Source organism: Dokdonella sp. (genome assembly GCF_017744955.1).
GTDB lineage: Bacteria > Pseudomonadota > Gammaproteobacteria > Xanthomonadales > Rhodanobacteraceae > Dokdonella_A.
The window spans coordinates 54,852-78,054 of record NZ_JAGIAG010000001.1 but is presented as its reverse complement, the minus strand read 5'-3'; the positions used below and the strand labels follow the sequence as shown (position 1 = coordinate 78,054).

Annotated in this window: 23 protein-coding genes and 1 pseudogene; 15 read left to right on the top strand and 9 right to left on the bottom strand. The window is 71.6% G+C overall.

The annotated features are described in order from the left end of the window. Positions 1-63: 63 nt before the first annotated feature. Positions 64-759: pseudogene (locus tag J7520_RS00340) on the bottom strand (AraC family transcriptional regulator); the annotation flags it as partial. A 147-nt stretch (positions 760-906) separates the two neighbouring features. Here J7520_RS00340 and J7520_RS00335 point away from each other — a divergent pair. The 13 genes from J7520_RS00335 to mutM all read left to right on the top strand — a co-directional run bounded on the left by J7520_RS00335 (position 907) and on the right by mutM (position 13,754). Continuing rightward, the gene (locus J7520_RS00335) at positions 907-1,854 is read left to right on the top strand and encodes a proline racemase family protein (RefSeq protein ID WP_291182630.1); all 948 of its coding nucleotides are present in this window, start codon (positions 907-909) and stop codon (positions 1,852-1,854) included. Continuing rightward, positions 1,851-2,963, top strand: coding sequence for an FAD-dependent oxidoreductase (locus J7520_RS00330; RefSeq protein ID WP_291182628.1), 1,113 nt, complete (start codon positions 1,851-1,853; stop codon positions 2,961-2,963). Before J7520_RS00335 ends, J7520_RS00330 begins: the two co-directional genes overlap by 4 nt. 13 nt (positions 2,964-2,976) lie before the next feature. Continuing rightward, positions 2,977-3,219, top strand: a complete 243-nt coding sequence (locus J7520_RS00325) for a 2Fe-2S iron-sulfur cluster-binding protein (protein ID WP_291182626.1) — start codon at positions 2,977-2,979, stop codon at positions 3,217-3,219. Next, positions 3,171-4,517 carry an FAD/NAD(P)-binding oxidoreductase gene (locus J7520_RS00320; RefSeq protein WP_291182624.1) on the top strand — a complete coding sequence of 449 codons (1,347 nt, stop codon included), beginning with the start codon at positions 3,171-3,173 and terminating at the stop codon, positions 4,515-4,517. Before J7520_RS00325 ends, J7520_RS00320 begins: the two co-directional genes overlap by 49 nt. Beyond that, positions 4,517-5,419: a dihydrodipicolinate synthase family protein gene (locus J7520_RS00315; protein ID WP_291182622.1), complete on the top strand. Its 903-nt coding sequence runs from the start codon at positions 4,517-4,519 to the stop codon at positions 5,417-5,419. Before J7520_RS00320 ends, J7520_RS00315 begins: the two co-directional genes overlap by 1 nt. A gap of 1 nt (position 5,420) precedes the next feature. Beyond that, complete coding sequence (locus J7520_RS00310; protein ID WP_291182620.1) at positions 5,421-7,013, top strand: aldehyde dehydrogenase family protein; 1,593 nt, start codon at positions 5,421-5,423, stop codon at positions 7,011-7,013. Next, positions 7,010-8,215, top strand: coding sequence for a Xaa-Pro peptidase family protein (locus J7520_RS00305; protein WP_291182618.1), 1,206 nt, complete (start codon positions 7,010-7,012; stop codon positions 8,213-8,215). The genes J7520_RS00310 and J7520_RS00305 overlap by 4 nt, the downstream gene beginning before the upstream one ends. A gap of 430 nt (positions 8,216-8,645) precedes the next feature. Continuing rightward, positions 8,646-9,578, top strand: coding sequence for an ABC transporter ATP-binding protein (locus J7520_RS00300; RefSeq protein ID WP_291182616.1), 933 nt, complete (start codon positions 8,646-8,648; stop codon positions 9,576-9,578). Continuing rightward, the gene (locus J7520_RS00295; protein WP_291182614.1) at positions 9,575-10,336 is read left to right on the top strand and encodes an ABC transporter permease subunit; all 762 of its coding nucleotides are present in this window, start codon (positions 9,575-9,577) and stop codon (positions 10,334-10,336) included. The genes J7520_RS00300 and J7520_RS00295 overlap by 4 nt, the downstream gene beginning before the upstream one ends. 17 nt (positions 10,337-10,353) lie before the next feature. Next, entirely contained in the window at positions 10,354-11,697 is a 1,344-nt protein-coding gene (locus tag J7520_RS00290; RefSeq protein ID WP_291182612.1) for a Gldg family protein, read from the top strand. A 32-nt stretch (positions 11,698-11,729) separates the two neighbouring features. Further along, on the top strand, positions 11,730-12,230 hold the full coding sequence (locus tag J7520_RS00285; protein ID WP_291182611.1) for a hypothetical protein: 501 nt from the start codon (positions 11,730-11,732) through the stop codon (positions 12,228-12,230). A 6-nt stretch (positions 12,231-12,236) separates the two neighbouring features. Next, positions 12,237-12,749 (top strand): hypothetical protein, encoded by a 513-nt coding sequence (locus J7520_RS00280; RefSeq protein ID WP_291182609.1) that lies wholly within the window; start codon positions 12,237-12,239, stop codon positions 12,747-12,749. A 192-nt stretch (positions 12,750-12,941) separates the two neighbouring features. Further along, positions 12,942-13,754 (top strand): bifunctional DNA-formamidopyrimidine glycosylase/DNA-(apurinic or apyrimidinic site) lyase, encoded by an 813-nt coding sequence (gene mutM, locus J7520_RS00275; RefSeq protein ID WP_291182607.1) that lies wholly within the window; start codon positions 12,942-12,944, stop codon positions 13,752-13,754. A gap of 21 nt (positions 13,755-13,775) precedes the next feature. Here the strand turns inward: mutM and J7520_RS00270 are convergent, their stop codons facing one another. Beyond that, positions 13,776-14,486: a hypothetical protein gene (locus tag J7520_RS00270; RefSeq protein WP_291182606.1), complete on the bottom strand. Its 711-nt coding sequence runs from the start codon at positions 14,484-14,486 to the stop codon at positions 13,776-13,778. Positions 14,487-14,568: 82 nt separating this feature from the next. Between J7520_RS00270 and J7520_RS00265 the strand changes: the two genes are divergently transcribed. Then, entirely contained in the window at positions 14,569-15,636 is a 1,068-nt protein-coding gene (locus J7520_RS00265; RefSeq protein WP_291182604.1) for an OmpA family protein, read from the top strand. A gap of 90 nt (positions 15,637-15,726) precedes the next feature. Here the strand turns inward: J7520_RS00265 and J7520_RS00260 are convergent, their stop codons facing one another. The 6 genes from J7520_RS00260 to J7520_RS00235 form a co-directional block, all read right to left on the bottom strand. Then, positions 15,727-16,671 (bottom strand): hypothetical protein, encoded by a 945-nt coding sequence (locus J7520_RS00260; protein WP_291182602.1) that lies wholly within the window; start codon positions 16,669-16,671, stop codon positions 15,727-15,729. A gap of 609 nt (positions 16,672-17,280) precedes the next feature. Continuing rightward, complete coding sequence (locus J7520_RS00255) at positions 17,281-18,042, bottom strand: hypothetical protein (protein WP_291182600.1); 762 nt, start codon at positions 18,040-18,042, stop codon at positions 17,281-17,283. Beyond that, positions 18,039-18,683: a thymidine kinase gene (locus J7520_RS00250; RefSeq protein WP_291182598.1), complete on the bottom strand. Its 645-nt coding sequence runs from the start codon at positions 18,681-18,683 to the stop codon at positions 18,039-18,041. Before J7520_RS00250 ends, J7520_RS00255 begins: the two co-directional genes overlap by 4 nt. Before the next feature lie 70 nt (positions 18,684-18,753). Continuing rightward, positions 18,754-19,473: a hypothetical protein gene (locus J7520_RS00245; RefSeq protein WP_291182596.1), complete on the bottom strand. Its 720-nt coding sequence runs from the start codon at positions 19,471-19,473 to the stop codon at positions 18,754-18,756. A gap of 8 nt (positions 19,474-19,481) precedes the next feature. After that, positions 19,482-20,192, bottom strand: a complete 711-nt coding sequence (locus J7520_RS00240; protein ID WP_291182594.1) for a hypothetical protein — start codon at positions 20,190-20,192, stop codon at positions 19,482-19,484. A gap of 34 nt (positions 20,193-20,226) precedes the next feature. After that, on the bottom strand, positions 20,227-20,943 hold the full coding sequence (locus J7520_RS00235) for a hypothetical protein (protein WP_291182592.1): 717 nt from the start codon (positions 20,941-20,943) through the stop codon (positions 20,227-20,229). A 158-nt stretch (positions 20,944-21,101) separates the two neighbouring features. On the opposite strand from J7520_RS00235, the gene J7520_RS00230 reads away from it, so the two are divergent. Continuing rightward, positions 21,102-21,920 (top strand): NAD-dependent protein deacetylase, encoded by an 819-nt coding sequence (locus J7520_RS00230; RefSeq protein ID WP_291182590.1) that lies wholly within the window; start codon positions 21,102-21,104, stop codon positions 21,918-21,920. A gap of 6 nt (positions 21,921-21,926) precedes the next feature. Here the strand turns inward: J7520_RS00230 and J7520_RS00225 are convergent, their stop codons facing one another. After that, positions 21,927-23,162 (bottom strand): right-handed parallel beta-helix repeat-containing protein, encoded by a 1,236-nt coding sequence (locus J7520_RS00225; protein ID WP_291182588.1) that lies wholly within the window; start codon positions 23,160-23,162, stop codon positions 21,927-21,929. Between the last annotated feature and the right edge of the window lie 41 nt (positions 23,163-23,203).

The window sequence follows — 23,203 nt, the reverse complement described above, 5'->3', positions numbered from 1 at the left end:
TGGACCTGGCCGCTCGTCCGCCGCGGTTTCGGCGCCCTCCGGGCGGGACGTATCGAACAAATGTTTGAGCGAACGGTAGTCGCTCGGCGTCATCCCGACCGTCGCCTTGAACTGGCGCGCGAACGCGCTCTGGTCGCTGAAGCCGCAGCGCTGGCCGACCTCGGCGATGCTGTCCTCCTCGTGCAGCAGGCGCATCGCGCGCTCGATGCGCAGCTTGATCAGGTACTGCTGCGGGGTGATCTGGAAGACGTGGCGGAAATGCCGTTCGAGCTGGGCCAGCGACAGGCCGGCGACTCGTGCCAGTTCCGGCATGCGCGGGTTGCCGTCGAAATGCGCGCGCATGTGCGCGACGACCTGGTCGAGCTTGGCGAACGCGGAATGCCGGCTGTTCGGCTTGCCGAGATCGCGCGAGACGCCGATCAGGCCGCGGACGCGGCCGTCGACGAGGAGCGGGCGCTTCAGCGTCAGGCACCAGCCCGGCCGCCGGTTCGGATACAGATGCACCTCCAGCCGGTCGGCGATCGGCTCGCCGTCGAGCACCTGCCGGTCCTGCAGCACGTAGCGCTGCCCGAGCGGTGCGGGAAACACCTCCGCCGGCGAACGCCCGATCACGTCGCTGCGGCGCTTGCGCCCGAGCCGCTGCACCAGGGTGAGGTTGCAGTGCGTGTAGCGTCCCTCCTCGTCCTTGACGAAAAACACCGTGTCGCCGAGCGCGTCGAACAGGTGCTGCACTTCGAGCGGAGAGAGGCCGGTATGCATCGAACGAGCGCTCCGGAAAGGACGTTTCGGATGCTAGCGCAGGGTCGGCGCCCTGCGATCGCACGAAAGGTCATTGTGCCGAGATCCGCATCGGAGTCCCGTTTCCGTCACTAGTCGCTCGGCGAGCGCCGATGGGAGCATGATCGAATGCGAACCGTCGACGTCATCGACTCCCACACGGCGGGCGAACCGACCCGTGTCGTCGTCTCCGGCTTTCCGGACCTCGGCGACGGCAGCCTGGCCGAGCGCCGCGCGCGCTTCCGCCGCGAGTACGACGGCTGGCGCAGCGCGCTGGCCTGCGAGCCGCGCGGCTCGGACACGATGGTCGGCGCCGTGCTGCTGCCGCCGCGCGATCCGTCCGCCTGCGCCGGCGTGATCTTCTTCAACAACGTCGGCTATCTCGGCATGTGCGGCCACGGCACCATCGGCGTGGTGCGCACGCTGGCCGAACTCGGCCGCATCGGACCGGGCACGCACCGCATCGAGACGCCGGTCGGCACGGTCGGCGTGGAGCTGTTCGACGATGGCCGCGTCGCCGTCGACAACGTCGAGAGCTGGCGCCACCGACACGACGTCGCGATCGAGGTGCCGGGCTACGGTCGCGTGCGCGGCGACGTCGCCTGGGGCGGCAACTGGTTCTTCCTCACCGAGCAGGCGCCGTGCGCGCTGACGCTGGCGAACCAGCGCGCGCTCGGTGCCTACGCCGAGGCGATCCGCCTCGCGCTCGAACGCGACGGCGTCGCCGGCGCGGACGGCGAGATCGACCACATCGAGATCAACGCGACCGCGCCCGACGGCAGCGGCGTACCGCGCAACTACGTGCTCTGCCCCGGCCTCGCCTACGACCGCTCGCCGTGCGGCACCGGCACCAGCGCGAAGCTGGCCTGCCTCGCCGCCGACGGCAAGCTCGCCGAGGGCGAGGCCTGGGTGCAGCAGGGCATCCTCGGCAGCGCGTTCGAAGCCTCGTACCGGCGTGGCGAACGAGGCATCCTGCCGCGCGTCTGCGGGCGCGCCTGGATCACCGCGCGCGCGACCCTGCGGATCGACCCAAGCGACCCGTTCGCCTGGGGCATCACGCCGGAGAACGCGCGTTGACGACGCGCCACGACCTCATCGTGATCGGTGCCGGACTCGTCGGCGCCGCCTGCGTCGAGGCGGCGGCCGCGGCGGGTCTGCGCGTGGCGGTGGTCGAGTCCGGCACGATCGGCGGCGGCGCGACTTCCGCGGCGATGGGCCACCTCGTCGCGATGGACGGCGATGCGGCCGAACTTGCCCTGTGCGCGTACTCGCGGAGCCTGTGGGAACGCTGGGCCGATCGGCCGGAAGCCGAATTCCACCGCTGCGGCTCGCTGTGGATCGCGAGCAGCGAAGAGGAGCGCGCGCGGATTCCCGCGCGCAGGGCCGAACTCGCCGCCGCCGGCGTCGACGCCGAAGCGGTCGACCCGCATGGCCTGTACGCGCTCGAACCGTCGCTCGCCGCCGGATTCCACGGCGGCCTGCGCGTGCCCGGCGACGCGGTCGTCTATCCGCCGCGCCTGGCCTGGCATCTGATCGCCGACGCTTGCCGCGACGGCGCCGAACTCTTCGCCGGCGTTCGCGCCGAACAGCTGACCGACGACGGCGTGCACCTCGCCGACGGCCGTGCCTTGCGCGGACCCGTGCTCGTCGCGACCGGTGCCGCGCTGCCGGAACTGCTGCCCGAGCTGCCGATGCGCGCGCGCAAGGGCCAGCTCGTCGTCACCGACCGCCATGCGCCGATGGTGCGGCACCAGCTCATCGAGATGGGCTACGCCGATGCCGCCCACGGTAGCGACGCCGCCAGCGTCTCGTTCAACGTGCAGCCGCGTCCGAACGGCCAGCTGCTGATCGGCTCCTCGCGCGAGTACGACGCGACCGATGCCGCGGTGTCGTCTTCGCTGCTACAACGCATGCTGCGCCGCGCGTTCGACTTCGTGCCGGCACTGCGCGAACGGCGCGCGATCCGCGCCTGGAGCGGCTTCCGTCCAGCCACGCCGGACGGCCTGCCGTATCTCGGCGCGGTGCCGGGCCGGCGCGGCGTCTGGGTCGCGGCCGGCCACGAAGGGCTCGGCATCACCGCCGCGCCGGGCAGCGCGCGTCTGGTCGTCGACGCTTTCCTCGGCTTGCGTCCGGCGCTGGATCTCGCGCCGTATCGCCCGGATCGCGTCTTGCGCGCGGCGGCATGAAGACGGACCTGCGATGAACACGGTCGCGCTCGACGTCGACGGCGTGCGCGTCGAAGTTCCCGAAGGCGCCAGCGTCGCTGCCGCCGTCGCCCACGTGCGCGCGACCTTCCGTTTCTCGCCCGGCGGGCACGCGCGCGCGCCGGTCTGCGGCATGGGCGTGTGCTTCGAATGCCGCGTGACGATCGACGGCGTCGCGCAGCAGCGCGCATGCACGACGTCGGCGCGCGCGGGCATGCGGGTGGAGACGCAAGTGTGAGGGTGCGCGACTTCGAGGTGCTCGTCGTCGGCGCCGGCCCCGCCGGACTCGCCGCCGCGCATGCGGCCGCGTCGCACGGCGCGAAAGTCGGCCTGGTCGACGCACAACTGCGCGCCGGAGGACAGGTCTGGCGCCACGACCTGCGCTTCGGCGCGCCGAAGCGCGCGCGCGTGCAGATCGCCGGCCTCGCCGCCGCCGGCATCGCCTGGCTCGGCGGCTGCGAGATCGCCTTGGCGGAAGATCGCGTGCTGCACGGTGAAGGCGCCGACGGTCCGATGTCGCTGCGCTGGCGCGCGCTCGTTCTCGCCACCGGCGCGCGCGAACTGCTGCTGCCGTTCCCCGGCTGGACCTTGCCCGGCGTGACCGGCGCGGGCGGCCTGCAGGCGCTGGCGAAGCAGGGATGGCCGGTCGCCGGCAAGCGCGTCCTCGTCGCCGGCAGCGGTCCGCTGCTGCTCGCCGCCGCGGCGACGCTGAAGCGCCACGGCGCATGCGTGTTCGGCATCCACGAACAAGCCGGGCCGGCTGCGCTGCGCGGATTCGCGGCGCGCCTCCCGCGCTGGCCGGGCAAGCTCGCGCAGGCCGCCGCGCTGCGCCTGAAGTTGTTCGACGTGCCGTATCGCAGCGGCAGTCTGGTCGTTGCCGCGCACGGCGAGGAATCGCTGCGCGAAGTCGAGATCGAAACCCGCACAGGCCGCCGACGCATCGCCTGCGACCTGCTCGCGGCCGGCTGGGGCCTGGTGCCGAACGTCGAGCTGGCGCGCGTGCTCGGCTGCCGGCTGGACGATTCCGGCACGCATCCGCACATCGCCGTCGACGACGACCTCCGCACGAGTCGCCACGGCGTGTACGCCGCCGGCGAAGCGCTCGGCATCGGCGGACTCGACTGCGCACGCGTCGAAGGCGCGATGGCCGGCCACTTCGCTGCCGGCGCGCCGCAGGCCACCCAAGCGCTGCGGTGGCGTCGCCGGCAGGCGCGCGCGTTCGCCGATCTGCTGCGACGGCAGTTCGCGCTGCGGCCGCGCGCTCGCGCGCTCGCCGCCGCGGACACGCTCGTCTGCCGCTGCGAGGACGTCGCGCTGTCGTCCGTGCAGGCGCACGCCGATCCGCGGCAGATCCGCCTCGTCACGCGCTGCGGCATGGGCGCCTGCCAGGGCCGCGTCTGCGGCGCCGCGCTGCGCGAACTCGGCCTGCCCGCGCCATCCCTTTCCGCCACCGCCACGCGACCGCCGATCTTCCCGATGCGGCTGGCCGCGCTGGCGGAGGCTTGCTTCCACGAACCTTCGCAAGGTGAAGTCTGATGAGCAATGCATCGTTCTGGCGCGGCGTCCTGCCGGCCATCACCACGCCGTTCGCCGCCGACGGCGATGTCGATCACGCCTTCCTCGCCGAACACGCCAGACGTCTGGTCGACGCCGGCAGCACCGGCATCGTGCCGCTCGGCTCGCTCGGCGAGGGCGCGACGCTCGGCTTCGAGGAGAAGATCGCGATCGTGCGCACGCTGGTCGCCGCGGTCGGCGATCGCGTGCCGGTGGTGCCGGGCATCGCCGCGCTGTCCACGCACGAGGCCGTGACGCTGGCGCGCGCGGTGCGCGACGCCGGCGCGCGCGGCCTGATGGTGCTGCCGCCGTACGTGTATTCCAGCGACTGGCACGAAATGCGCGCGCACGTGCGCGCGGTGATCGGCGCGACCGAGCTGCCGGTGCTGCTCTACAACAACCCGATCGCCTACAAGACCGACTTCACGCCGGCGCAGATCGCCGAGTTCGCGACCGAGTTCCCCAACGTGCAGGCGGTGAAGGAATCCTCCGGCGACGTGCGCCGCTTCGCCGCGATCCGCGAGCGGATTGGCGACCGGCTGGTGCTGCTGGTCGGCATGGACGACGCGATCGTCGAAGGCATCGCGATGGGCGCCGAAGGCTGGATCGCCGGCACCGTCAATGCGTTTCCGGAAGAGGCCGTGCGCTTGTTCGAGCAGGCGCGCAGCGGCGGCTACGCGGCGGCGCGCGCGCTGTACGAGTGGTCGCTGCCGCTGCTGCGCATGGATACGGTGCCGAAGTTCGTGCAGCTGATCAAACTGATGCAGGAGCGCATGGATCTCGGCAGCGAACGCGTGCGCGCGCCGCGCCTCGTCGTCGAAGGTGCCGAGCGCGAACAGGCGCTGGCGATCATCGACCGCGCGATCGCCACGCGAGGCCGCTGAGATGGCCGTCGTCGCGCCGCTGCTCGTCGCCGGCCGCTGGCGCGCCGCGCGCGACCACGCCGGCAGCTTCCGCGCCGTCGATCCGGCGAGCGGGCAGGCGATCGGGCCGGAATTCCCGCGCAACGGCGCGGCGGATCTCGAGGAAGCCGTCGCCGCGGCCGCCGACGCGGCGACGGTGCTGGCGGCCGCCGAGCCGGCGCGCGTCGCCGCGTTCCTCGACGCGTATGCCGTCGCGATCGACACGGATGCCGAGGCGCTGGTCGAGCTCGCGCACGCGGAAACCGCGCTGCCTGCGCCGACGCGGCTGCGCGGCAACGAGCTGCCGCGCACCTCGAGCCAGCTGCGGCAGGCGGCGCGCGCCGCGCGCGAATACGCCTGGACGCAGCCGGCCATCGACACCGCCGCCGGGCTGCGTTCGCATTTCGCGCCGCTCGGCAAACCGGTGCTGATCTTCGGGCCGAACAACTTTCCGTTCGCGTTCAACGCGGTGTCCGGCGGCGATTTCGCCGCGGCGATCGCCGCGCGCAATCCCGTGATCGCGAAAGCGCATCCCTCGCATCCGGCGACCAGCCGGCGCCTGGCCGAACACGCGCACCGCGCCGCCGCCGAAGCCGGCCTGCCGCCGGCGACGGTGCAACTGCTCTACGACTTCGAGCCGGCGTTCGGCCTCGATCTCGCCGGCGACGCACGCCTCGGCGCGATCGCGTTCACCGGCAGCCGCGCCGGCGGTCTGGCGTTGAAGCAGGCCGCCGATCGCGCCGGCATTCCGTTCTACGGCGAGCTGTCGAGCCTGAATCCCGTGTTCCTGCTGCCCGGCGCGCTGGCCGAGCGCGGCGAGGCGCTGGCGGAGGAGTTCGCCGCCTCGTGCCTGCTCGGCAGCGGCCAGTTCTGCACCAATCCGGGCCTCGTCGCGGTGCCGCCGGGCGCGGCGGGCGATGCGTTCGTCGCGGCGGCGCAGGCGCGCTTTGCCGCGGCCACGCCGATGCTGCTGCTGTCGCGCGCCGTGCTGGCTTCGCTGGAGCGTTCGCTCGCGGCATTGTGCAAGGGCGGCGCGACGCCGCTGTGCGGCGGCACCGCGTCCGGGGAAGGCGTTCGCTACGCGCCGACCTTGCTGCAGGTCGCGGCCGACGACTTCCTGCGTGCGGCACACGTGTTGCAGACCGAAGCGTTCGGTCCGGCCAGCCTGCTGGTGCGCTGCGCGAACCTCGCGCAGATGCAGGCGGTCGCACGCGCGCTCGAAGGTCAACTCACCGGCACGATCTATCGCGCCGTCGGCGGCAGCGACGACGCGCTCTGGCAGACGCTGGCCGCGGTGCTGCGCCCGCGCGTCGGGCGCCTGATCGCGAACAAGATGCCGACCGGCGTGCTGGTCAGCCCGGCGCAGCAGCACGGCGGCCCGTATCCCGCCGCGACGCATCCGGGCTTCACGGCGGTCGGCCTGCCGGCCTCGATCCATCGCTTCGCCGCGCTGCACGCCTACGACAACGTGCCGGATGCGCTGCTGCCGTCCGAGCTGCGCGACGAGAATCCCGGCGGCATCGTGCGCCGGATTGACGGACACTCGACCCTTGCCGACGTCGGAGCCGCGCCATGACCACGCAGATCGGACACCTCACGCTCGCCGACGCGCATGCGCGACTCGCGCCGTGGCGGCACCGCGCACCGCCGATCGCCCCCGCCGAGTACCAGCAGCGGCTGGAACGCGCGCGTCGGCTGATGCGCGAACGCGGCGTCGACGCGCTGCTGGTCACCGCCGGCACCACGCTGCGCTGGTTCACCGGCGTGCCGTGGGGCATGAGCGAACGCCTGGTCGCGATGCTGCTGACGCAGGACGGCGACCCGGTGCTGGTCTGCCCGGCGTTCGAGGAAGGTTCGCTCGACGCGGTACTGCGCATCGCGGTCGTCAAGCGCTTGTGGGAGGAGCACGAGGATCCGCACGCGCTCGTCGCGCAGGCGATGACCGAACGCGGCGCGCGCACGCTGGCGCTGGATCCGGAAGCGCCGTTTCGCGTGCACGCCGGACTCCTCGCGCACCTGGACGCCGCCGCGATCGCCTCGGCCGGCGCGATCGTCGACGGCTGCCGCATGCGCAAGTCGCCGGCCGAACTGGCGCTGATGCAGCAGGCCTGCGACATGACCTTGTTCGTGCAGCGCCTTGCCGCCGGGCTCGCGCGCGAGGGCGTCGGCACCGACGAGTTCGTGCGCTTCATCGACGAAGCGCATCGCGCGCTCGGCGCCGATGACGGCTCGACGTTCTGCATCGTGCAATTCGGCCACGCCACCGCGTTCCCGCACGGTGTGCCGGGCGTGCAGCATCTGCGCGAAGGCGATCTCGTGCTGATCGACACCGGCTGTCGCGTCGAGGGCTACCACTCCGACGTCACGCGCACCTGGATCTTCGGCGCGGCCGACGCCGACCAGCGACGCATCTGGGCGCTCGAGCGCGCCGCGCAGCAGGCCGCATTCGACGCGGTGCGCCCCGGCGTGCCGTGCGAAGCCGTCGACCGCGCCGCGCGCGACGTGATCGAAGCCGCCGGCCTCGGCCCGGACTATCGCCTGCCGGGCGTGCCGCATCGCACGGGCCACGGCTGCGGCTTCGCGATCCACGAGGCGCCGTACCTGGTGCGCGGCGATCGCACCGCGCTCGAACCCGGCATGTGCTGCAGCGACGAGCCGATGATCGTGGTGCCGGGACGGTTCGGCATCCGCCTCGAAGACCATTTCCACGTCACCGAGAACGGCGCGCAATGGTTCACGCCGCCGTCGATCGCGATCGATCGGCCGTTCGCCGATTGAGATGCTCGACGGGCGCAGGGGCATGGCGTTCGTTCGCGCATCGGTCGCGCGCGCTTTCCGCATCGGGCGCGAGCCGGTGACTTCGACCTTCCCCAGCGTCTGCGTGTCGGCGGCGGTGTCGTCGGACGTGGTGGCCTGCTGAGCCGACAGCGCGAGCGGAAACAACGCCAGGCACATCGCTTGCGCGACGCGAGTGCGTAGCGGAAAGCTTTTCACCCTTTCCCCTCGAATGTTCTCGGATGCGTGCGGCGAACCCCCCAGTCGAAGCTCGCCGACGACCATGGTCCGACGCGGGCGCGGGCGCCGAGAGCAGGAAAAGGCCGACGCGCATGCGGAAATCCGCACAATCGGCGCACGCGCGTCTTGCCGCCGCCGGCCCCGAACCGGAACAATCGCGTCCCGCCCGCCGTGCTTGGCCGATCGCCGCGTCGTGAACCCCGCTGCCCCCACGCTTTCCCTCGACGACGTCGGGTGCGTCCTGGCCGGACGCACGGTCGTGCGCGGACTCGATCTGGAACTGCGTCGCGGCGAAGTGCTCGGCCTGCTCGGCGTCAACGGCGCCGGCAAGAGCACGACCTTGCGCATGATCGCCGGCGTGCTCGCGCCGAGCGGCGGCCGCGTGCGCGTCGGCGGCGAGGATCTGTACGAACGTCCGGAGCTCGCGCGTCGGCGCATCGGCTACCTGCCGGAAGTACCGCCGCTGCACGCCGAGCTGACGCCGGTCGAATTCCTCGCCTTCTGCGCGCGCCTGCGCGGACTCGCCCGCGGCGCCGTCGCCGCTGCGGTCGAGCGCGCGATCGAGCGCTGCGAACTGGGCGAGGTGCGCCGGCGGCCGATCGCCGCGCTGTCCAAAGGCTTCCGCCAGCGCGTCGGCCTGGCCCAGGCGATCGTGCACGAGCCGGAGCTGATCGTGCTCGACGAGCCGGCCTCCGGACTCGATCCGGTGCAGGCGCTGAAGCTGCGCGGTCTGGTGCGCGGTCTCGGCGAGGAGCACGCCGTCGTGCTGTCGACGCACGTGCTGCCGGACGTCGCCGCCTGCTGCGATCGCGTCGCGATCCTGCATCGCGGCGAGTTGCGCCACAGCGGGCCGGTCGACGCCGGCGCCGAGGCGGCGCTGCGCGTCGGCGTCGCCAGAGCCCTGCACGTGGTCGACTGGCAATCGCTCGGCGCGGTCGCCACCGCCGAGGCGATCGACGCGCATCATTGGCGTCTGCGCCTGCAATCGGGCATCGCGGTGGAGGCGTTCGCGCGCGCCGCGGTCGAACGCGGTTTCGGCTTGCGGGAACTGCGCATCGAGGATGGGTCGCTCGAACGCACCTTCCTGGCGATCGCCGCCGCCGATCTGCCGGAGCAGGCCGCTTGAACGCCGTCGCGCTGATCGCGCGGCACGAATGGCGCCGCCTCGCGGTGCAGCGCTTCGCCTGGACGCTGGCCGCGGTCGCGGTCGCGCTGATGGCCTGGCAGTTCCTGCTCTCGCTCGACGCCTTCGTCGATCTCGCGCCGAAGCTCGGCGGCCTGAAGAACGCGCCGGGCGTGACCGACCTGGTCGCGGTGCCGCTGCTGCGCAGCTGGTCGACGTTGCTGGTGCTGCTGGTGCCGCTGGTGACGATGCGCGCATTCGCCGGCGAACGCCGCGCGCAGACGCTGCCGCTGCTGCTCGCCAGCGGCGTCGGCAATGCGCGCATCGTGCTCGGCAAGTACGCCGGTGCGCTCGGTTTCGTGCTGGCGCTGACTGCGCTGGTCGCGCTGATGCCGCTCGCGCTCGGTGCCGGCACTGCGCTCGATTACGGCAAGCTCGCCGCCGCGTCGGTCGGCCTCGCGCTGTACGCCGCTGCGCTGTGCGCGATCGGCCTGGCCTGCTCGGCATGGACCGCACAGCCGGCGCTGGCCGCGGCGGCCGCGCTGGCGATCAACAGCCTGCTCGCCGCGATCGACGCCGGCGCGCGCCTGCAAGGCGTGGAGAATTCGGCGATCAACTATCTCGCCTTGCCGACGCATCTGCAGCCGTTCCTGCTCGGCCTGGTCGGCAGCGTCGACGTCGTCTACTTCGTGCTGATCGTCGTCGTCGCGCTGGCGCTGGCGACGCGCCGCCTCGACACCTTGCGCACAGGCGCCGACTGATGCGCGAACGCTTCGGCATGCTCCTCCACGCCGCGCTGGTGCTCGCCGCCGCAGCGGCGATCGCCTTCCTCAGCACCCGCTACGCCGTCGTCGCCGACTGGAGCCGCGAACGCGGCGCCAGCCTCGGTGCCGAATCGGTGGCGATGCTGCATGCGCTCGACACGCCGGTCGAGGCGATCAGCTACGCGCGCCGCCAGGGTGGGCTGCGCGCGGTCATCGCCGATTTCGTCGAGCGCTACCGCCGCGTGAAGCCGGACCTGACGCTGCGCTTCATCGATCCGGACGAGGATCCCGGCGCGATGCGCGCGGCGGGCGTCACCGTCGACGGCGAGATGGAGCTGCGCTACAAGAATCGCAGCGAACGCCTGAAGGTGCTCGGCGAAGCGGAGTTCTCGAACGCGCTGCTGCGCCTGTCGCGCGCGCAGGAGCGCATCGTCGCGTTCCTCGAAGGCGAGGGCGAGCGCCAGCCGCTCGGCAAGGCGAACGCGGATCTCGGCCAGTTCGTCGGCGCGCTGGCCGGGCGCGGCCTGCGCGCGGTGCCGCTGCCGCTGGCGAACCTCGGCAAGGTGCCGCAGAACACCGATCTCGTGGTCGTCGCCAATCCGCAGGTCGCATTGCCGGCGGCGGTGGCGGCGGAGCTGGTCGACTACCTCGACGGCGGCGGCGCCTTGCTGTGGCTGGTCGAGCCGGACGAGCGCGCGCTGCAGGACGGCGGCGGGCTCGACGCACTCGCCACCGCGCTCGGCCTGCGCGTGCTGCCCGGCACCCTGGTGGACGGCAGCGGACAGGCCTTCGGCCTCGGCGATCCGAGCTTCGTCGCGATCATGCAGTACCCGCCGCACGCGATCACGCGCGACTTCGCGCTGACCACGCTGTTCCCGCAGCCGGCGGCGCTGGCGCGGCTGGCCGAGGCGCGCTGGGACGCGCAGCCGCTCCTGCGGTCGAGCGCGCAGTCCTGGAACGAGACCGGCGCGATCCCGAAGGCCGGCGAAAGCGCCGACACGATCCGCCAGGACACGGCGGCCGGCGAGATTCCCGGTCCGCTCGACCTCGGCTTCGCGCTGACGCGCGTGTCGCCGCGGCCGGACCGGCGCGAACAGCGCGCGGTGGTGATCGGCGACGGCGATTTCCTCTCCAACAGCTTCCTCGGCAACGGCGGCAACCGCGACTTCGGCCAGCGCGTGTTCGACTGGCTGCTCGGCGACGACGCGCAGATCGCGGTGGCCGAGCGCAGCGCGCCGGATCGCGCGCTGGCTCTCTCGCCGGCACAGCTGAGCGGACTCGGCCTGTTCTTCCTGATCGGGCTGCCGCTGCTGCTCGCCGGCAGCGGCGCGTTGATCGCCTGGCGCCGGCGGCGGTAGCGCAGGCCGCGCGTGGACGACGGAGGCCGCCGATGAACAGCCGACTCCTCTGGGGATGCGTGCTCGTGCTGGTGGCGAGCGGCGCGGCGAACGCGGCGGAACAGGCCGCGAAGAAGCCGGGCGCGTCGATCGACGTCAGCGTCCGCCTGACGAAGCGCGCGGCCGCCAAGCTGGCCGGCGCGCACGAGTCGATCGGCCTGTCGGCGGTGTTCTTCGGCGATCCGAATAACGAGTCGGCCCGCCGCGCGGCCGCCGAGGACGGCCGCGTCGCGCTCGGCGTCGTCGATCGGCAGCTCGCCAAGGCCGGCCGCGTGCGCATCGCGCCGCCCGCGTTCGACGCAGCCACGCTCGCCTCGATCGGGCCGGCCGGGCCGCGCGTCAACATCAACGTGTTCTCCGCGCGAAAGTCGCTGCCGGACAACGTGCTCGACTGCGACTTCTTCGAGGACCGCCTCGCCGTCGCGCTGCGCAAGCCGATCGTGCTGCGCTGCGCGCTGATCGGCGAACGCGCGCCGGCGAAAGCGGCCGAGTAGCCGACGATGCGACGGCGCACGCGTACCCTGTGGTTCCTGTCTGCGCTCGTCGCCGTGCTCGGCGCGGCGGTCTACGCGCAGTTGCGCCACGAGCGTTCGCTGGTGGCCGAGCCGCTGACCGCGATCGACCCGGCGGCGGTGCGCAGCGTCGCGGTCGCCTGCCAGGGCTGCACCTCGCGCCGCTTCGAGAAGCGCGACGGACGCTGGCGCATGCTCGAACCCTACGCGCAGGACGCCGACGCCGAGGCGGTCGACAAGCTGGTCGCGATCGCGACCGCGCCGGTGCGCTACCGCCATGCCGCCGGCGCGCTGGATCCGAAGAAACTCGGTCTCGATCCGCCGCTGGCGAGCCTGCTGCTCGACGGCGTCGCGTTGAGGTTCGGCACCACCGACGCGATCCACGGCGACCGCTACGTCGAAGTCGACGGCACCGTCGCGCTGGTGCCGGACCGCTTCAGCGCACGGCTGTTCGCCGCGCCGGAAAACGAGCTGGCTTCGCCGCCGCCGGCATCGCCGTAGCGGTGGGGCGGGGGCCGCGCGCTCGGCGTCGGGCCTCGCGGAGCAATCGAGATCCATCGGTCGGCCGTGGCACGGCGCGCGCATCGACGAGGTCGGCGGTGCGCTTCTTCCGCGATCGTTGCGATCCGTGCCGCCGTCTTGCATCGTCGGCGTCAGCCGCCATCTCGGCCCTGTCCATTCGCGAGACTCGACGTGCCCGAACTGCCCGAAGTGGAAACCACGCGCCGCGGCCTCGCGCCGCATCTGCTCGGCCGCACCGTGGTCGGGCTCGACGTGCGCCAGCCACGCCTGCGCTGGCCGCTGCCGGACGTGCTGCGCGAGACGTTGCCGGGCCAGCGCATCCTCGACGTGGAGCGGCGCGCGAAGTATCTGCTGGTGCACACCGAACCCGGCAGCGCGCTGCTGCACCTCGGCATGTCCGGCAGCCTGCGCGTGCTGCCCGCGACGACGCCGATCGGCACGCACGATCACGTCGACTGGCGCCTCGATTCGGGGCAGGTGCTGCGCTTCACCGATCCGCGCCGCTTCGGCAGCCAGCTGTGGCAGCCGCGCGGCGAGACGCATCCGCTGCTCGCCGGCCTCGGCCCGGAGCCGTTGTCCGACGAATTCGACGGCGATCTGCTGTGGGCGCGCTCGCGTGGACGCAAGGCGGCGGTGAAGCTGCTGCTGATGGACCAGGCGATCGTCGTCGGCGTCGGCAACATCTACGCCAGCGAGGCGCTGTTCGCCGCCGGCATCCATCCCAAGCGACCCGCCGGCTCGATTTCGCGCGAGCGCTACGCGCGCCTCGCCGAGGAGGTCAAGCGCATCCTCGCCTACGCGATCCGCCGCGGCGGCACGACCTTGCGCGACTTCATCGACCCGGACGGCTCGCCCGGCTATTTCGAGCAGGAACTGTTCGCCTACGGCCGCGACGGCGAGCCGTGCAAGGTCTGCGGCGCGCCGATTCGCGCGATCGTGCTCGGGCAGCGCTCGACGTTCTTCTGCGCGCGCTGCCAGCGCTAGCGCCGGCGGGAATGCGGGCGTCTAGCGATCCAGCGCGGGAATGGTGATGTCGCGTGCCGCCAGCACGCCCGAGCGGACCCTTTCATACAGATCGGACAGCGGAATTCCGCGTCGGCAGCGGATGCGGCCGTTGGAGAGGTCGAGGTATTTCGCTTCGGGGAATCGCTCCCGGATTCCTTCCTCGCTGAAGTCTCCGACGATGCCCAAGTCGTCGGCGAAGTCGATCGCTTGCACCCCTTGCGCCGGATCGCCGAAGAACTCGTTGTAGGGATCGCCGCAGGTCGCCCAGGAGCCGTTCGTGGTGCGATGCACCGCGTAGCCCTGATATTTCTGCAGAACGTTTCCGTCGGCGTGGATCGTCACGAAGAGCAGCGCGTCGCGATAGTGCGCGAAGCGCGGGAAGCCGTAGTGGTCAGCAATGCGGAACGAAATTTCCGGCCCGTGAGTCGTCCCGCTCAACACCGATTGGATTTCGTACTTCGCTTCGTAAAGACCGTCCAGCGTGATGCAGTCCGGTTCCGCGGAGCCGTCCTTGCGCTCGCAGGGACTGGGCAATCGTTTGATGCTGACGAGACGTCCCACCACGGCGAGGATCTCCGGGTCGGGACCGGGCGCGGCGGCCGCGCGGCCGAAGATGGCGGTCGCGACGATCAGTAGCAAGACGAGGAGTGTCGATCGAAACATGGATTCCTCCGGCGAAGTCGACCGAGAACGGAAAGGAGCATGACGCATCCGGCACGGGCCGGCCAGTATCGATGTCCCGCTCCGCCGCCTTCCTGCGTACTACCGGGAAACTTTCCTCCGGAGCTTCCCGATGCGCATCGTCTTCGCCCTGCTTTGCGGCCTGGTGCCCGCCCTCGCGCTGGCCGACGCGGTTCTACCCGACGCCGACCTCGCGGGCGCGCGCGATCCCGCCGGCCTCGCCCGCTACGAAGGCAGTCTGATCGTCGAGTACAAGGCGGGGGCGTTCGACGAGATCGCGCTGCCGGCGTCCGTGCTGGAGCCGGTCGAGCCCGAGCAGCGCGACGGCATGAACAACCGCGTGCTGGCGGCGAAGGACACGCGGATGCTCGAGGGCACGTTGACGCGGGCGGTCTATCTGCTGCCGCCGGAACGCACCCCGCTGGAGGCCGTGCGCAACTATCAGCAGGCGATCGAGGAGGCCGGCGGGCAGCGTCTGTACGAATGCCGCGCCGACGCCTGCGGCGGCGACACCGACTCGGGCGCCGGCCACGGCGGCGGCCGCGTCGGCATCGGCGACCTGCTGTTCCCGAAGGATCGGATCGACGCCAAGGCGTTCAGCAACGCCTACTGCGCGGTCGTCACCAGCCGCGCCGATCCACGCTACGCGGTCATGCGCGTGGAGCGCGGCGGCGTCGAAACGCATCTCGCCGTGCTCGCCTGGACCGCCAGGGATAGCATGTACTGCAAGGCGTTCGACGGACGCACGTTCGCGCTGGTGGTGACGCTCGAGGCGAAGCCGCGCGAGCAGAAGATGGTCACGGTCAAGGCGGCCGACATGGGCAGCGCGATCGCGAGCGGCGGCAAGGTGGCGCTGTACGGCATCCTGTTCGATTTCGACCAGGCCACGCTGCGGCCGGATTCGGCCGCCCAGCTCGGCGAGATCGCCGCGCTGCTGAACGGGGATCCGGCGCTGAAGCTGATGGTGGTCGGGCATACCGACAACGTCGGCGGCGCAGCGCACAACCTGGAGCTGTCGCGGCGCCGTGCCGACGCGGTCGTCGCCGCGCTCGCCGCGCAGCACGGCATCGCCGCCGAACGCCTGCTCGCGCAGGGCATGGGCAGCGCCTCGCCGCTGGCGTCCAACGACAGCGAGGACGGCCGCGCCAGGAACCGGCGTGTGGAACTGGTCAAGCTATGACGGGTGGAGAGGCGGTCCGCACGATCGCGCGCGTGCGGCGATCGACGCTCCGCAGCGCACGCCGCCGGCGCTGAGCCGGCGCAGCGGCGCTCAGCGCGCGGAGCAGCACTGTTCGTAGGTGCGCCGACCGCGTGTTTGCGCTTCGGCGAGCTGGCGCGCGTCCAGCGACTTCGCGCTCTCGGCCATGATCGCGTCGAGATTCCCGTACAGGACGGGCGTGAGGCCGCGGGCCAGCGAGCCGGCGTAGGCGTAGAGGTAGGACTGAACCGGATCGGGCGGGTACAGACGCGGCGCGTCGGCGGCATCCGCGGAGTAGGCCTGGGCGAGATCCGCCAGGCTTCCCGCGTCGCCGCGCCGGACCGCTTCGAGCAGATACGCGCGCGCCTTGTCGCGGCGGGCGATCGCGTCGTCGGCGTTCACCGCATCGTAGGGCTCGATCGCCGATTTCGCGTACTGCCGCATCGCCGCCGTATTGCCGGCCTGGGCCGCGCGATCGAGCGGGTCGAGCCAGTTCGCGCGCAGGTCCGCGTCGGTCTTCTCGCAACCCGCGCGCACGGCGGCATTCCTGTCGATGCGCCATTGCGCGTTGCGCCTGCGATTCGTGCGTTGCGCTTCGGTCCAGCGCTCGTCCTTCGCGTCTTCTTCGATGGAACGTCGGTCCTGCTCGTCGGACGCCGCCGATCGTCGTTGCTCGGCGGGGGTGCAGGCGTGCAGCCGGTTCGCCAGCTCGAGCAGCGCCCAGGTGTCGCCGGCATCGCCCAGTTCGCGCAGGCGCGGCGCGGCCTGGTCGAGCGGCGCGTCCCAGCGCGGCAACTCGCTGTACGGCGCGTCCGCCGGCTTGACGGCCAACGGCTCGGCTGCGGCTGGAGTCGCGAGCGATGGGTCGGTCACGGCGGGTTCTTCGGTCGCGACCGGCGCAGGATCGGAGCGCGGCGCCTCGTCCGGCGAGGACGTGCGGTGACGGTCGAGCCAGTAGAAGACGATGAAGATCGCGACCAGTGCCGCGAACCACAGCAGTTGGGTGGAGCGCTTCATGGCGTCTCCGTCGCCGCGCCGCGGCAGCAGGTGGCCGGGCGCCGGCTTTCGCCCGCCGCCCGCCGCAGGTTTCGCGGGTCGAGCGCCGCGGCGTGCGTCCGTTCGCGCCGTTCCGAGGCGAGCATCGCCACCGCTCCGACCGTCAGGCTCACCTGTCTTGGCATACGTCCCTGCGTCCTCGTCCGATGAAGATTCCAGCGGTGGTGTCGCGGCTTCTCAACCGCGCGGCTCCTTCCCTCCGCGCGACGTCGAGCCGGGCCAAAGGCCGGGGGCAACATTGCCGCCGCGAAAGAAGCGTCGCAACCAAGAACGGGTAACGATTCGGTAATTTCGATGGCCGCACCGGCCCGGCTCGTGCGGCCGACGGTAACGGTCGGAGCGGAGACCGTCGTTTCCGTTCGTCCGCCCGCCGGGCGGGGTTGCGATCCGGACGTGCCGATCACGACGCGTGTCCTTTTTCGCCGCGATATCGCGTATTGAATCCATGAGCTCGCGCCGGTGCGCCCACTGAGCGAGAAGAGCAAGACCGTGAAGGCGGCTGAGCAGGACGGACGGTAACGGGCGGGGAGCCCCGGCCGTGCGCGCTTCGGCGCGCGCGGCCTTTTTCTTTCAATCCGGCCAGCGCAGCGCCAGGTGGCGGTTGTTGAATTCCGGGTCGTCTTCGGCGCCGGCGATGCGGACGGTCATGCCGTCCGGCGCGCCGTCGATCTCGACGGTGTGGCCGTCCTCGACCACGCCGCCGGCCACCTGGAACGCGACGAAGCGCTCGGCCATGCCGCCGGCGAGGTCGGTCGCGTCGCTCGGCACGTTGCGCACGCTGATGTCGGGCCGCGCGAACTTGCGCAGGCCGCGGGTGTGCACGTGCAGGCGCCCGTCGTTGCGGGAATCCTCGTCGCACAGGATCAGCACGTGGTCGCGCGCGTTGAGCGTGTCGGCGGCGAAGTAGCGCCGGCGCCATTCGGCGGCGTCGAACATCGACAGCGTCTGCGGATCGATCACCGCCACGCCGCCGCGGTCGGTCAGCGCGGTGATCGTGCCGACCAGGTCGCGCAGCCCGTCAAGGTCGGCGGGGTCGGCGATCGCGCCGCGCAGCATCACGCATTCGCCGGCGTGCTTGGCCTGCTCGAACAGGCGCGCGTTCTCTTCCCAGAGCAGGCGGCCGAGCGTGCCGGAGAGCGGGTAGCCGTCCCACTTGGCCAGCTCGCGGTTGACGTAGCGGACGACTTCGATGCCCGCGGGCGTGCCGCGCGTGCGGTAGCGCTCGGCGTCGATGCGCAGGTCCTCGCCGAAATCGCCGAACACGAACCACAACAGAAAGGCCTGGTCGCCGCTGTCGCGCCACTGCGGACGCGGCCAATTCGCTTCGCTCATTCTCGATCCTTCTTCGGAGCGTCGAGCGGCAGCACGGCCTGCTGCAGTTCGACGGAGTTCTCGCCGGCCATGATCTTCTTGAACTCGGCGCGACTCACCGAGACATAGCGCTCGTTGCCGCCGATCTCAACCTGCGGACCGTCGGTGACGGCGCGGCCGTGCTCGTCGACGCGCACGACCATCGTCGCCTTCTTGCCGGTGTGGCAGATCGTCTTGATCTCGATCAGCGCGTCGGACCAGGCGAGGAGGTACAGGCTGCCTTCGAACGGCTCGCCGCGGAAATCCGTGCGCAGGCCGTAGGCGAGCACCGGAATGCCGAGCACGTCGACCACGTCGCTGATCTGCCACACCTGCGCCTTGGACAGGAACTGCGCCTCGTCGACGAGCACGCAGTCGAGCCGGCCGTGCGCGGCGACGTCGGCCTCGACCAGCGCGCGCAGGTCGTCGTCCTTCGCGAAACGCTGCGCCTGCGAACGCAGCCCGATGCGCGAGGCGACCACGCCGACGCCGGCGCGCGTGTCGAGCTGCGGCGTCAGGATCAGCGGCCGCAGGCCGCGTTCGCGGTAGTTGTACGCGCTCTGCAGCAGCGTGGTCGTCTTGCCGGCGTTCATCGCCGAATAATAGAAATGCAATTTCGCCATCGCGGACGCGGACCTCGAGCGGGCCGCTATCCTAGCCCGAGCGGCGCCGGATCAGGCGACGCTCGGCGCGTCACGGTTCTTCCGGAGACGCCGGCGGCTGCGCGTCGACCGGCTGCACCGGGCCGACGTCGACGCGGCCTTTCGACGGCTCCCAGACGCGGTCCTGCAGGGTCCAGTACTGCTGCGGGCTCCAGTAGCGCGGGCTCCAGAACACCGTATCGAGAATCGCGCGAGGGCGCCCGTCCGGGCCGGGCAGCAGCATGACCATGCCTTGCGGTCGGCCGAGATGGCTGCCGGTGAGCTTGAGCTTCTCGCGCGTCATTTCGAGATTGAGCCGCTTCTTGGCGTGTTCGTCGCCGTATTTCGCGTACAGCTCCTTGCCCAGGTCGGCCGCGCGCCGGCGCTCGTCCTCGCTCAAGGCTGCCCGGAATCTCTCGCGCGTGGCGAGGAAGGACGGATAGCCACGTTCGGCGGCGACGTCGATCCAGGCATAGGCCTGCACGCGGTCGGCCTGGATGCCGTCGCCATTCCACAACATCATCGCCAGCATCGCCTGCGAGGGCTTGTCGCCGTAGCGGGCCGCGTCGCGGAAACGGTGGGCGGCTTCCTCGTATCGCTTCTGCTGATACGCGATGGCGCCCCGGTTGCGCCAGAGCAGGTCCGGGTGGCCGCGCCGGAAGGATTCGCTGTTGACGACCAGCGGATCGTCCTCGCGCTCGTCGGCCAACGCCGACGCGCTCGCCGCGACCGCGATCAGCAGCGAAGCGAGAACGTGGCGGAGGAGAGTCATCGGCGAGCCTATCTGCCCGGATCGGGCTCCGCCGCCTGCTGCACCGGACCGACTTCGACGTGGCCCTGCGGCAGTTCCCAGCGCTGGTCCTGCCAGTCGCGGTACTTCTTCGGGTCCCAGTAACGCGAGCTGTAGAACAGCGAACCGTCGACCGGGCGCATGCGGCCGTCGGGGCCCGGCAAGAGAACCGCGATCGTGCCCGCGCGGCCGAGATGGCTGCCGGTGAGCTGGTTCTTGGCGCGGACGATTTCGCGCTCCAGGCGGTCGCGGGCGTGTTCGTCGCCGTACTTCGCGTAGAGGTCCTTGCCGAGATCGAGCGCGCGCCGGCGTTCGATCTCGTCGAGCGCGGCCCAGAACTTTTCGCGCGTGGCGACCAGGGATTCGTAGCCGCGCTCGGCCGCCAGATCGATCCAGGCGTAGGCCTGCGCGCGATCGGTGTCCGCGCCTTCGCCGTTCCACGACATCATCGCCAGCATCGCCTGCGCGGGCTTGTCGCCGTAATACGCGGCGTCGCGGAAGTAGCGCGCCGCGTCGGCGTAGCGCTGGCGCTGGTACTCGAAGATGCCGCGGTTGCGCCAGAGCAGGTCCGGATGACTGCGCTGGAAGGCCTCGCCGTTGACGATCGTCGGATCGTCGTCGCGCAGGTCGGCCAGGGGCGATGCGCCGGCGTGCGCGGCGGCGAGCAGGGCCGCGGCGAGCAGGCGGCGGATCGGAATCATCGGCAGGTTTTCCTCGGACAAGACGTCGATATTCCTACAGCGGCGAACCGGGGTCGTCCGCCGTCGGCTGCACCGGGCCGACTTCGACGTGACCCTGCGGCAGATCCCAATGCCGGTCCTGCCACTGGAGATAGCTTTCGGGATTCCAGTAGCGCTCGCTGAAGAACAACGCGCCGTCGACGCGGCGGAAGCGCCGTCCGTCCGGTCCCTGCACGTTCACCGCGATGGTGCCCGGCCGGCCGAGGCGGCTGCCGGTGAGCTGGCGCTTCGCGCGCGACATCTCGAAGCGCAGGCGCTCGTGCGCGCGCTCGTCGCCGTAGGTCGCGTAGATGGTCTGGCCGACGTCGAGCGCGTGCCGACGTTCGTCCTCGCCGAGCGCGGCCCAGAATTTCTCGCGCGTGGCGATGAAGGACGGATAGCCGCGCTCGGCGGCGAGGTCGATCCAGGCATAGGCCTGCGCGCGATCCACGGCGACGCCTTCGCCGTTCCACAGCATCATCGCCAGCATCGCCTGCGACGGCTTGTCGCCGTAGAACGCGGCGTGGCGGAAGTAGCGCGCGGCGTCCGCGTAGCGCTGGCGCTTGTACTCGAACGCGCCGCGATTGCGCGAGAGCATGTCCTGATGACCGTTCAGGAAGCCTTCGCTGTCGAGGATCAGCGGGTCGCCCTCGTCGAACTCGGCGGCGGCCAGGGCAGGGGCGGCGCTTCCCGCCAGCAACAGCAGGGCGAACAGGCAAGGCATCGGCTTCATCGGCGAATTCCTCCGTACGAAGAATGACGTACCGCTGGCCGAAGCGGCAGATGGGGATTGCGGCGACTACCATACCCGCGTCGCAATGCCGCTGCCAGCGCTTGAGCGGGCGCCGCGTCGCCCGCAAATGAAGCTTTCTTCATCAGGGGGCATGGCCGATGTCCGTCGCTGCACACGAGTCGCTCGAACTGGGTCGCTTCCTCGAGCGCCATCACCGCCTGTTCGTGCTGACCGGCGCCGGCTGCAGCACCGCTTCGGGCATTCCGGACTACCGCGACCTCGAAGGCGGCTGGAAGCGTCCGCCGCCGGTGACCTATCAGGCCTTCGTCGGCGACGCGGCGACGCGGGCGCGCTACTGGGCGCGCAGCCTGGTCGGATGGCGCCGTTTCGGTCGCGCGCGGCCGAACGGCGCGCACGCGGCGCTGGCGCGGATGGAGGCCGAAGGCCGGGTCGAGGTGCTGTTGACGCAGAACGTCGACGGCCTGCATCAGGCCGCCGGCAGCCGCGACGTGATCGACCTGCACGGACGCCTGGACGAAGTGCGCTGCCTCGGTTGCGAACGGCGCATCCCGCGCGCGCAGTTCCAGCACGCGCTCGAACGCCGCAATCCGGACTGGACCGCCCTCGACGCCGACGACGCGCCGGACGGCGACGCGGATCTGGACGGCCTGGACTTCGGTGCGTTCGAGGTGCCGGCCTGCGCCGACTGCGGCGGGCTGCTGAAGCCGGACGTGGTGTTCTTCGGCGAGAACGTGCCGCGCGAACGCGTCGAGCGCGCGCAGGCGCACCTCGCCGCGGCTGACGCGATGCTGGTGGTCGGCTCGTCGCTGATGGTGTTCTCCGGCTACCGCTTCGCGCGCGAGGCGGCGCGCCTGGGCAAACCCATCGCGGCGGTCAACCTCGGCCGCACGCGCGCCGACGACCTGCTGACGCTCAAGGTCGAGGCGGATTGCGCCGCGGCGTTGCGCCTGGCGTAGCCGGCATCAATCGAAGCCGTCCGCGAACAGGCGGTCGTCGTCGACGTCGTCCGGGTCGTATTCGTAGGCGCCGATGTCGACCGCGGTGCCGATCCAGCGCGGATGGTCCGGGCCGCGCTGGTCGTAGTCCGACCAGAGGTAGACGCCGCCGGCGTCGACCGCGCACGAACCGGCAGGAAGCGCGTGCGTCCACGTCGGGCCGCCGTTGTCGGCGAGCGGCGCCAGTTGCGGATCGCAGCGCAGCGTATCGGGCGGATAGGAGACGTGCTCGCCGATCTGTCCGATCAGGTTGTCGCTGCCGGTGACGATGTCGTCCGCGCCGCCCAGGTGCTCGATGTCGGGCGAGCCGGTGTTGCCCGCGAGCAGGCTGCTGTGGGCGCGCACCAGCGTGCCCTGTGCGGCGCGGCTGTACAGGCGGATGCCGGCGCCGTGCACCGCGGCATTGCCGGCGATCGTGGCGTGGATCAGCTCGAACGAGTCGAGCTGGTAGGTGCCGATGCCGCCGCCGTCGCTCGCTGCCGTGTTGCCGGACACGGTGCTGTTGCTGAGGCTGAGGCTGCCCTTCCACACGAACAGGCCGCCGCCGTCGCCGGCCGAATTGCCCGACACCGTGCTGCCGACGAGCGTGATCGTGGAGCCGTCGTCCGAGGCGATGCCGCCGCCCAGCCCCAGCGGCCCCGTGGCGTTGTCCGACACGGTGCTGTCGGTCAAGGTGAGCGTGCCGGTGTCGGAAATCAGGATGCCGCCGCCGAAGTAGGTCGACCAGTTGCCCGACACGCGACAGCGCGTCAGCGTGACCTCGGTGGCGCCGGCGGAAATGCCGCCGCCGGTCATGTCCGCGTGGCCGCCGGAGATCGACAGGTCCTCGAACCGGACCGGCCGGCTCGCGCTGAACACCGGACCAGAGCCGGAGACGCGCCGCACCGCGACCGGCGTGCCGCTGACGGTCGAGCGGATCGTCGTCGTGCCGCCGGCGTCGGCCACGTCGAGCGCGGCGTCGGTCAGCTCGATCGGCGACAGCGACGGCGGAATTCCGATCGTATTGCCGCCGTCGTCGCCGGCCGCGCAGTTCGTGTCGGGCGGGGTCGCGTGCGTGTTCGCGGCGAGGATCGCCTCGCGCAGCGTGCAGTGGCCGGAGACGTGCGCGTCCGCGCCGACGTCGACGTCGATCGTCGCTGCGCCGGCACGCCCGAAGGCGAGCAGCAGCGCGGCGGCGAGAGGATGGCGGAAAGTGGCGGTCATGGCGGGACGTCCGATTGGCGATGCTCGATCGCTCTTACGCG

What these genes read in the sequence shown, in the direction of transcription:
- J7520_RS00265 (WP_291182604.1), top strand. Translation starts at nt 14,569, where the DNA reads ATGCGCATCGTCTTCGCCCTGCTTTGCGGCCTGGTGCCCGCCCTCGCG.
- J7520_RS00335 (WP_291182630.1), top strand. Translation starts at nt 907, where the DNA reads ATGCGAACCGTCGACGTCATCGACTCCCACACGGCGGGCGAACCGACC.
- J7520_RS00315 (WP_291182622.1), top strand. Translation starts at nt 4,517, where the DNA reads ATGAGCAATGCATCGTTCTGGCGCGGCGTCCTGCCGGCCATCACCACG.
- J7520_RS00250 (WP_291182598.1), bottom strand. Translation starts at nt 18,683, where the DNA reads ATGGCGAAATTGCATTTCTATTATTCGGCGATGAACGCCGGCAAGACG.
- J7520_RS00290 (WP_291182612.1), top strand. Translation starts at nt 10,354, where the DNA reads ATGCTCCTCCACGCCGCGCTGGTGCTCGCCGCCGCAGCGGCGATCGCC.
- J7520_RS00320 (WP_291182624.1), top strand. Translation starts at nt 3,171, where the DNA reads ATGCACGACGTCGGCGCGCGCGGGCATGCGGGTGGAGACGCAAGTGTG.
- J7520_RS00225 (WP_291182588.1), bottom strand. Translation starts at nt 23,162, where the DNA reads ATGACCGCCACTTTCCGCCATCCTCTCGCCGCCGCGCTGCTGCTCGCC.
- J7520_RS00260 (WP_291182602.1), bottom strand. Translation starts at nt 16,671, where the DNA reads ATGAAGCGCTCCACCCAACTGCTGTGGTTCGCGGCACTGGTCGCGATC.
- J7520_RS00230 (WP_291182590.1), top strand. Translation starts at nt 21,102, where the DNA reads ATGTCCGTCGCTGCACACGAGTCGCTCGAACTGGGTCGCTTCCTCGAG.
- J7520_RS00325 (WP_291182626.1), top strand. Translation starts at nt 2,977, where the DNA reads ATGAACACGGTCGCGCTCGACGTCGACGGCGTGCGCGTCGAAGTTCCC.
- J7520_RS00240 (WP_291182594.1), bottom strand. Translation starts at nt 20,192, where the DNA reads ATGATTCCGATCCGCCGCCTGCTCGCCGCGGCCCTGCTCGCCGCCGCG.
- J7520_RS00245 (WP_291182596.1), bottom strand. Translation starts at nt 19,473, where the DNA reads ATGACTCTCCTCCGCCACGTTCTCGCTTCGCTGCTGATCGCGGTCGCG.
- J7520_RS00235 (WP_291182592.1), bottom strand. Translation starts at nt 20,943, where the DNA reads ATGAAGCCGATGCCTTGCCTGTTCGCCCTGCTGTTGCTGGCGGGAAGC.
- J7520_RS00285 (WP_291182611.1), top strand. Translation starts at nt 11,730, where the DNA reads ATGAACAGCCGACTCCTCTGGGGATGCGTGCTCGTGCTGGTGGCGAGC.
- J7520_RS00305 (WP_291182618.1), top strand. Translation starts at nt 7,010, where the DNA reads ATGACCACGCAGATCGGACACCTCACGCTCGCCGACGCGCATGCGCGA.
- J7520_RS00255 (WP_291182600.1), bottom strand. Translation starts at nt 18,042, where the DNA reads ATGAGCGAAGCGAATTGGCCGCGTCCGCAGTGGCGCGACAGCGGCGAC.
- J7520_RS00270 (WP_291182606.1), bottom strand. Translation starts at nt 14,486, where the DNA reads ATGCGTCATGCTCCTTTCCGTTCTCGGTCGACTTCGCCGGAGGAATCC.
- J7520_RS00310 (WP_291182620.1), top strand. Translation starts at nt 5,421, where the DNA reads ATGGCCGTCGTCGCGCCGCTGCTCGTCGCCGGCCGCTGGCGCGCCGCG.
- J7520_RS00280 (WP_291182609.1), top strand. Translation starts at nt 12,237, where the DNA reads ATGCGACGGCGCACGCGTACCCTGTGGTTCCTGTCTGCGCTCGTCGCC.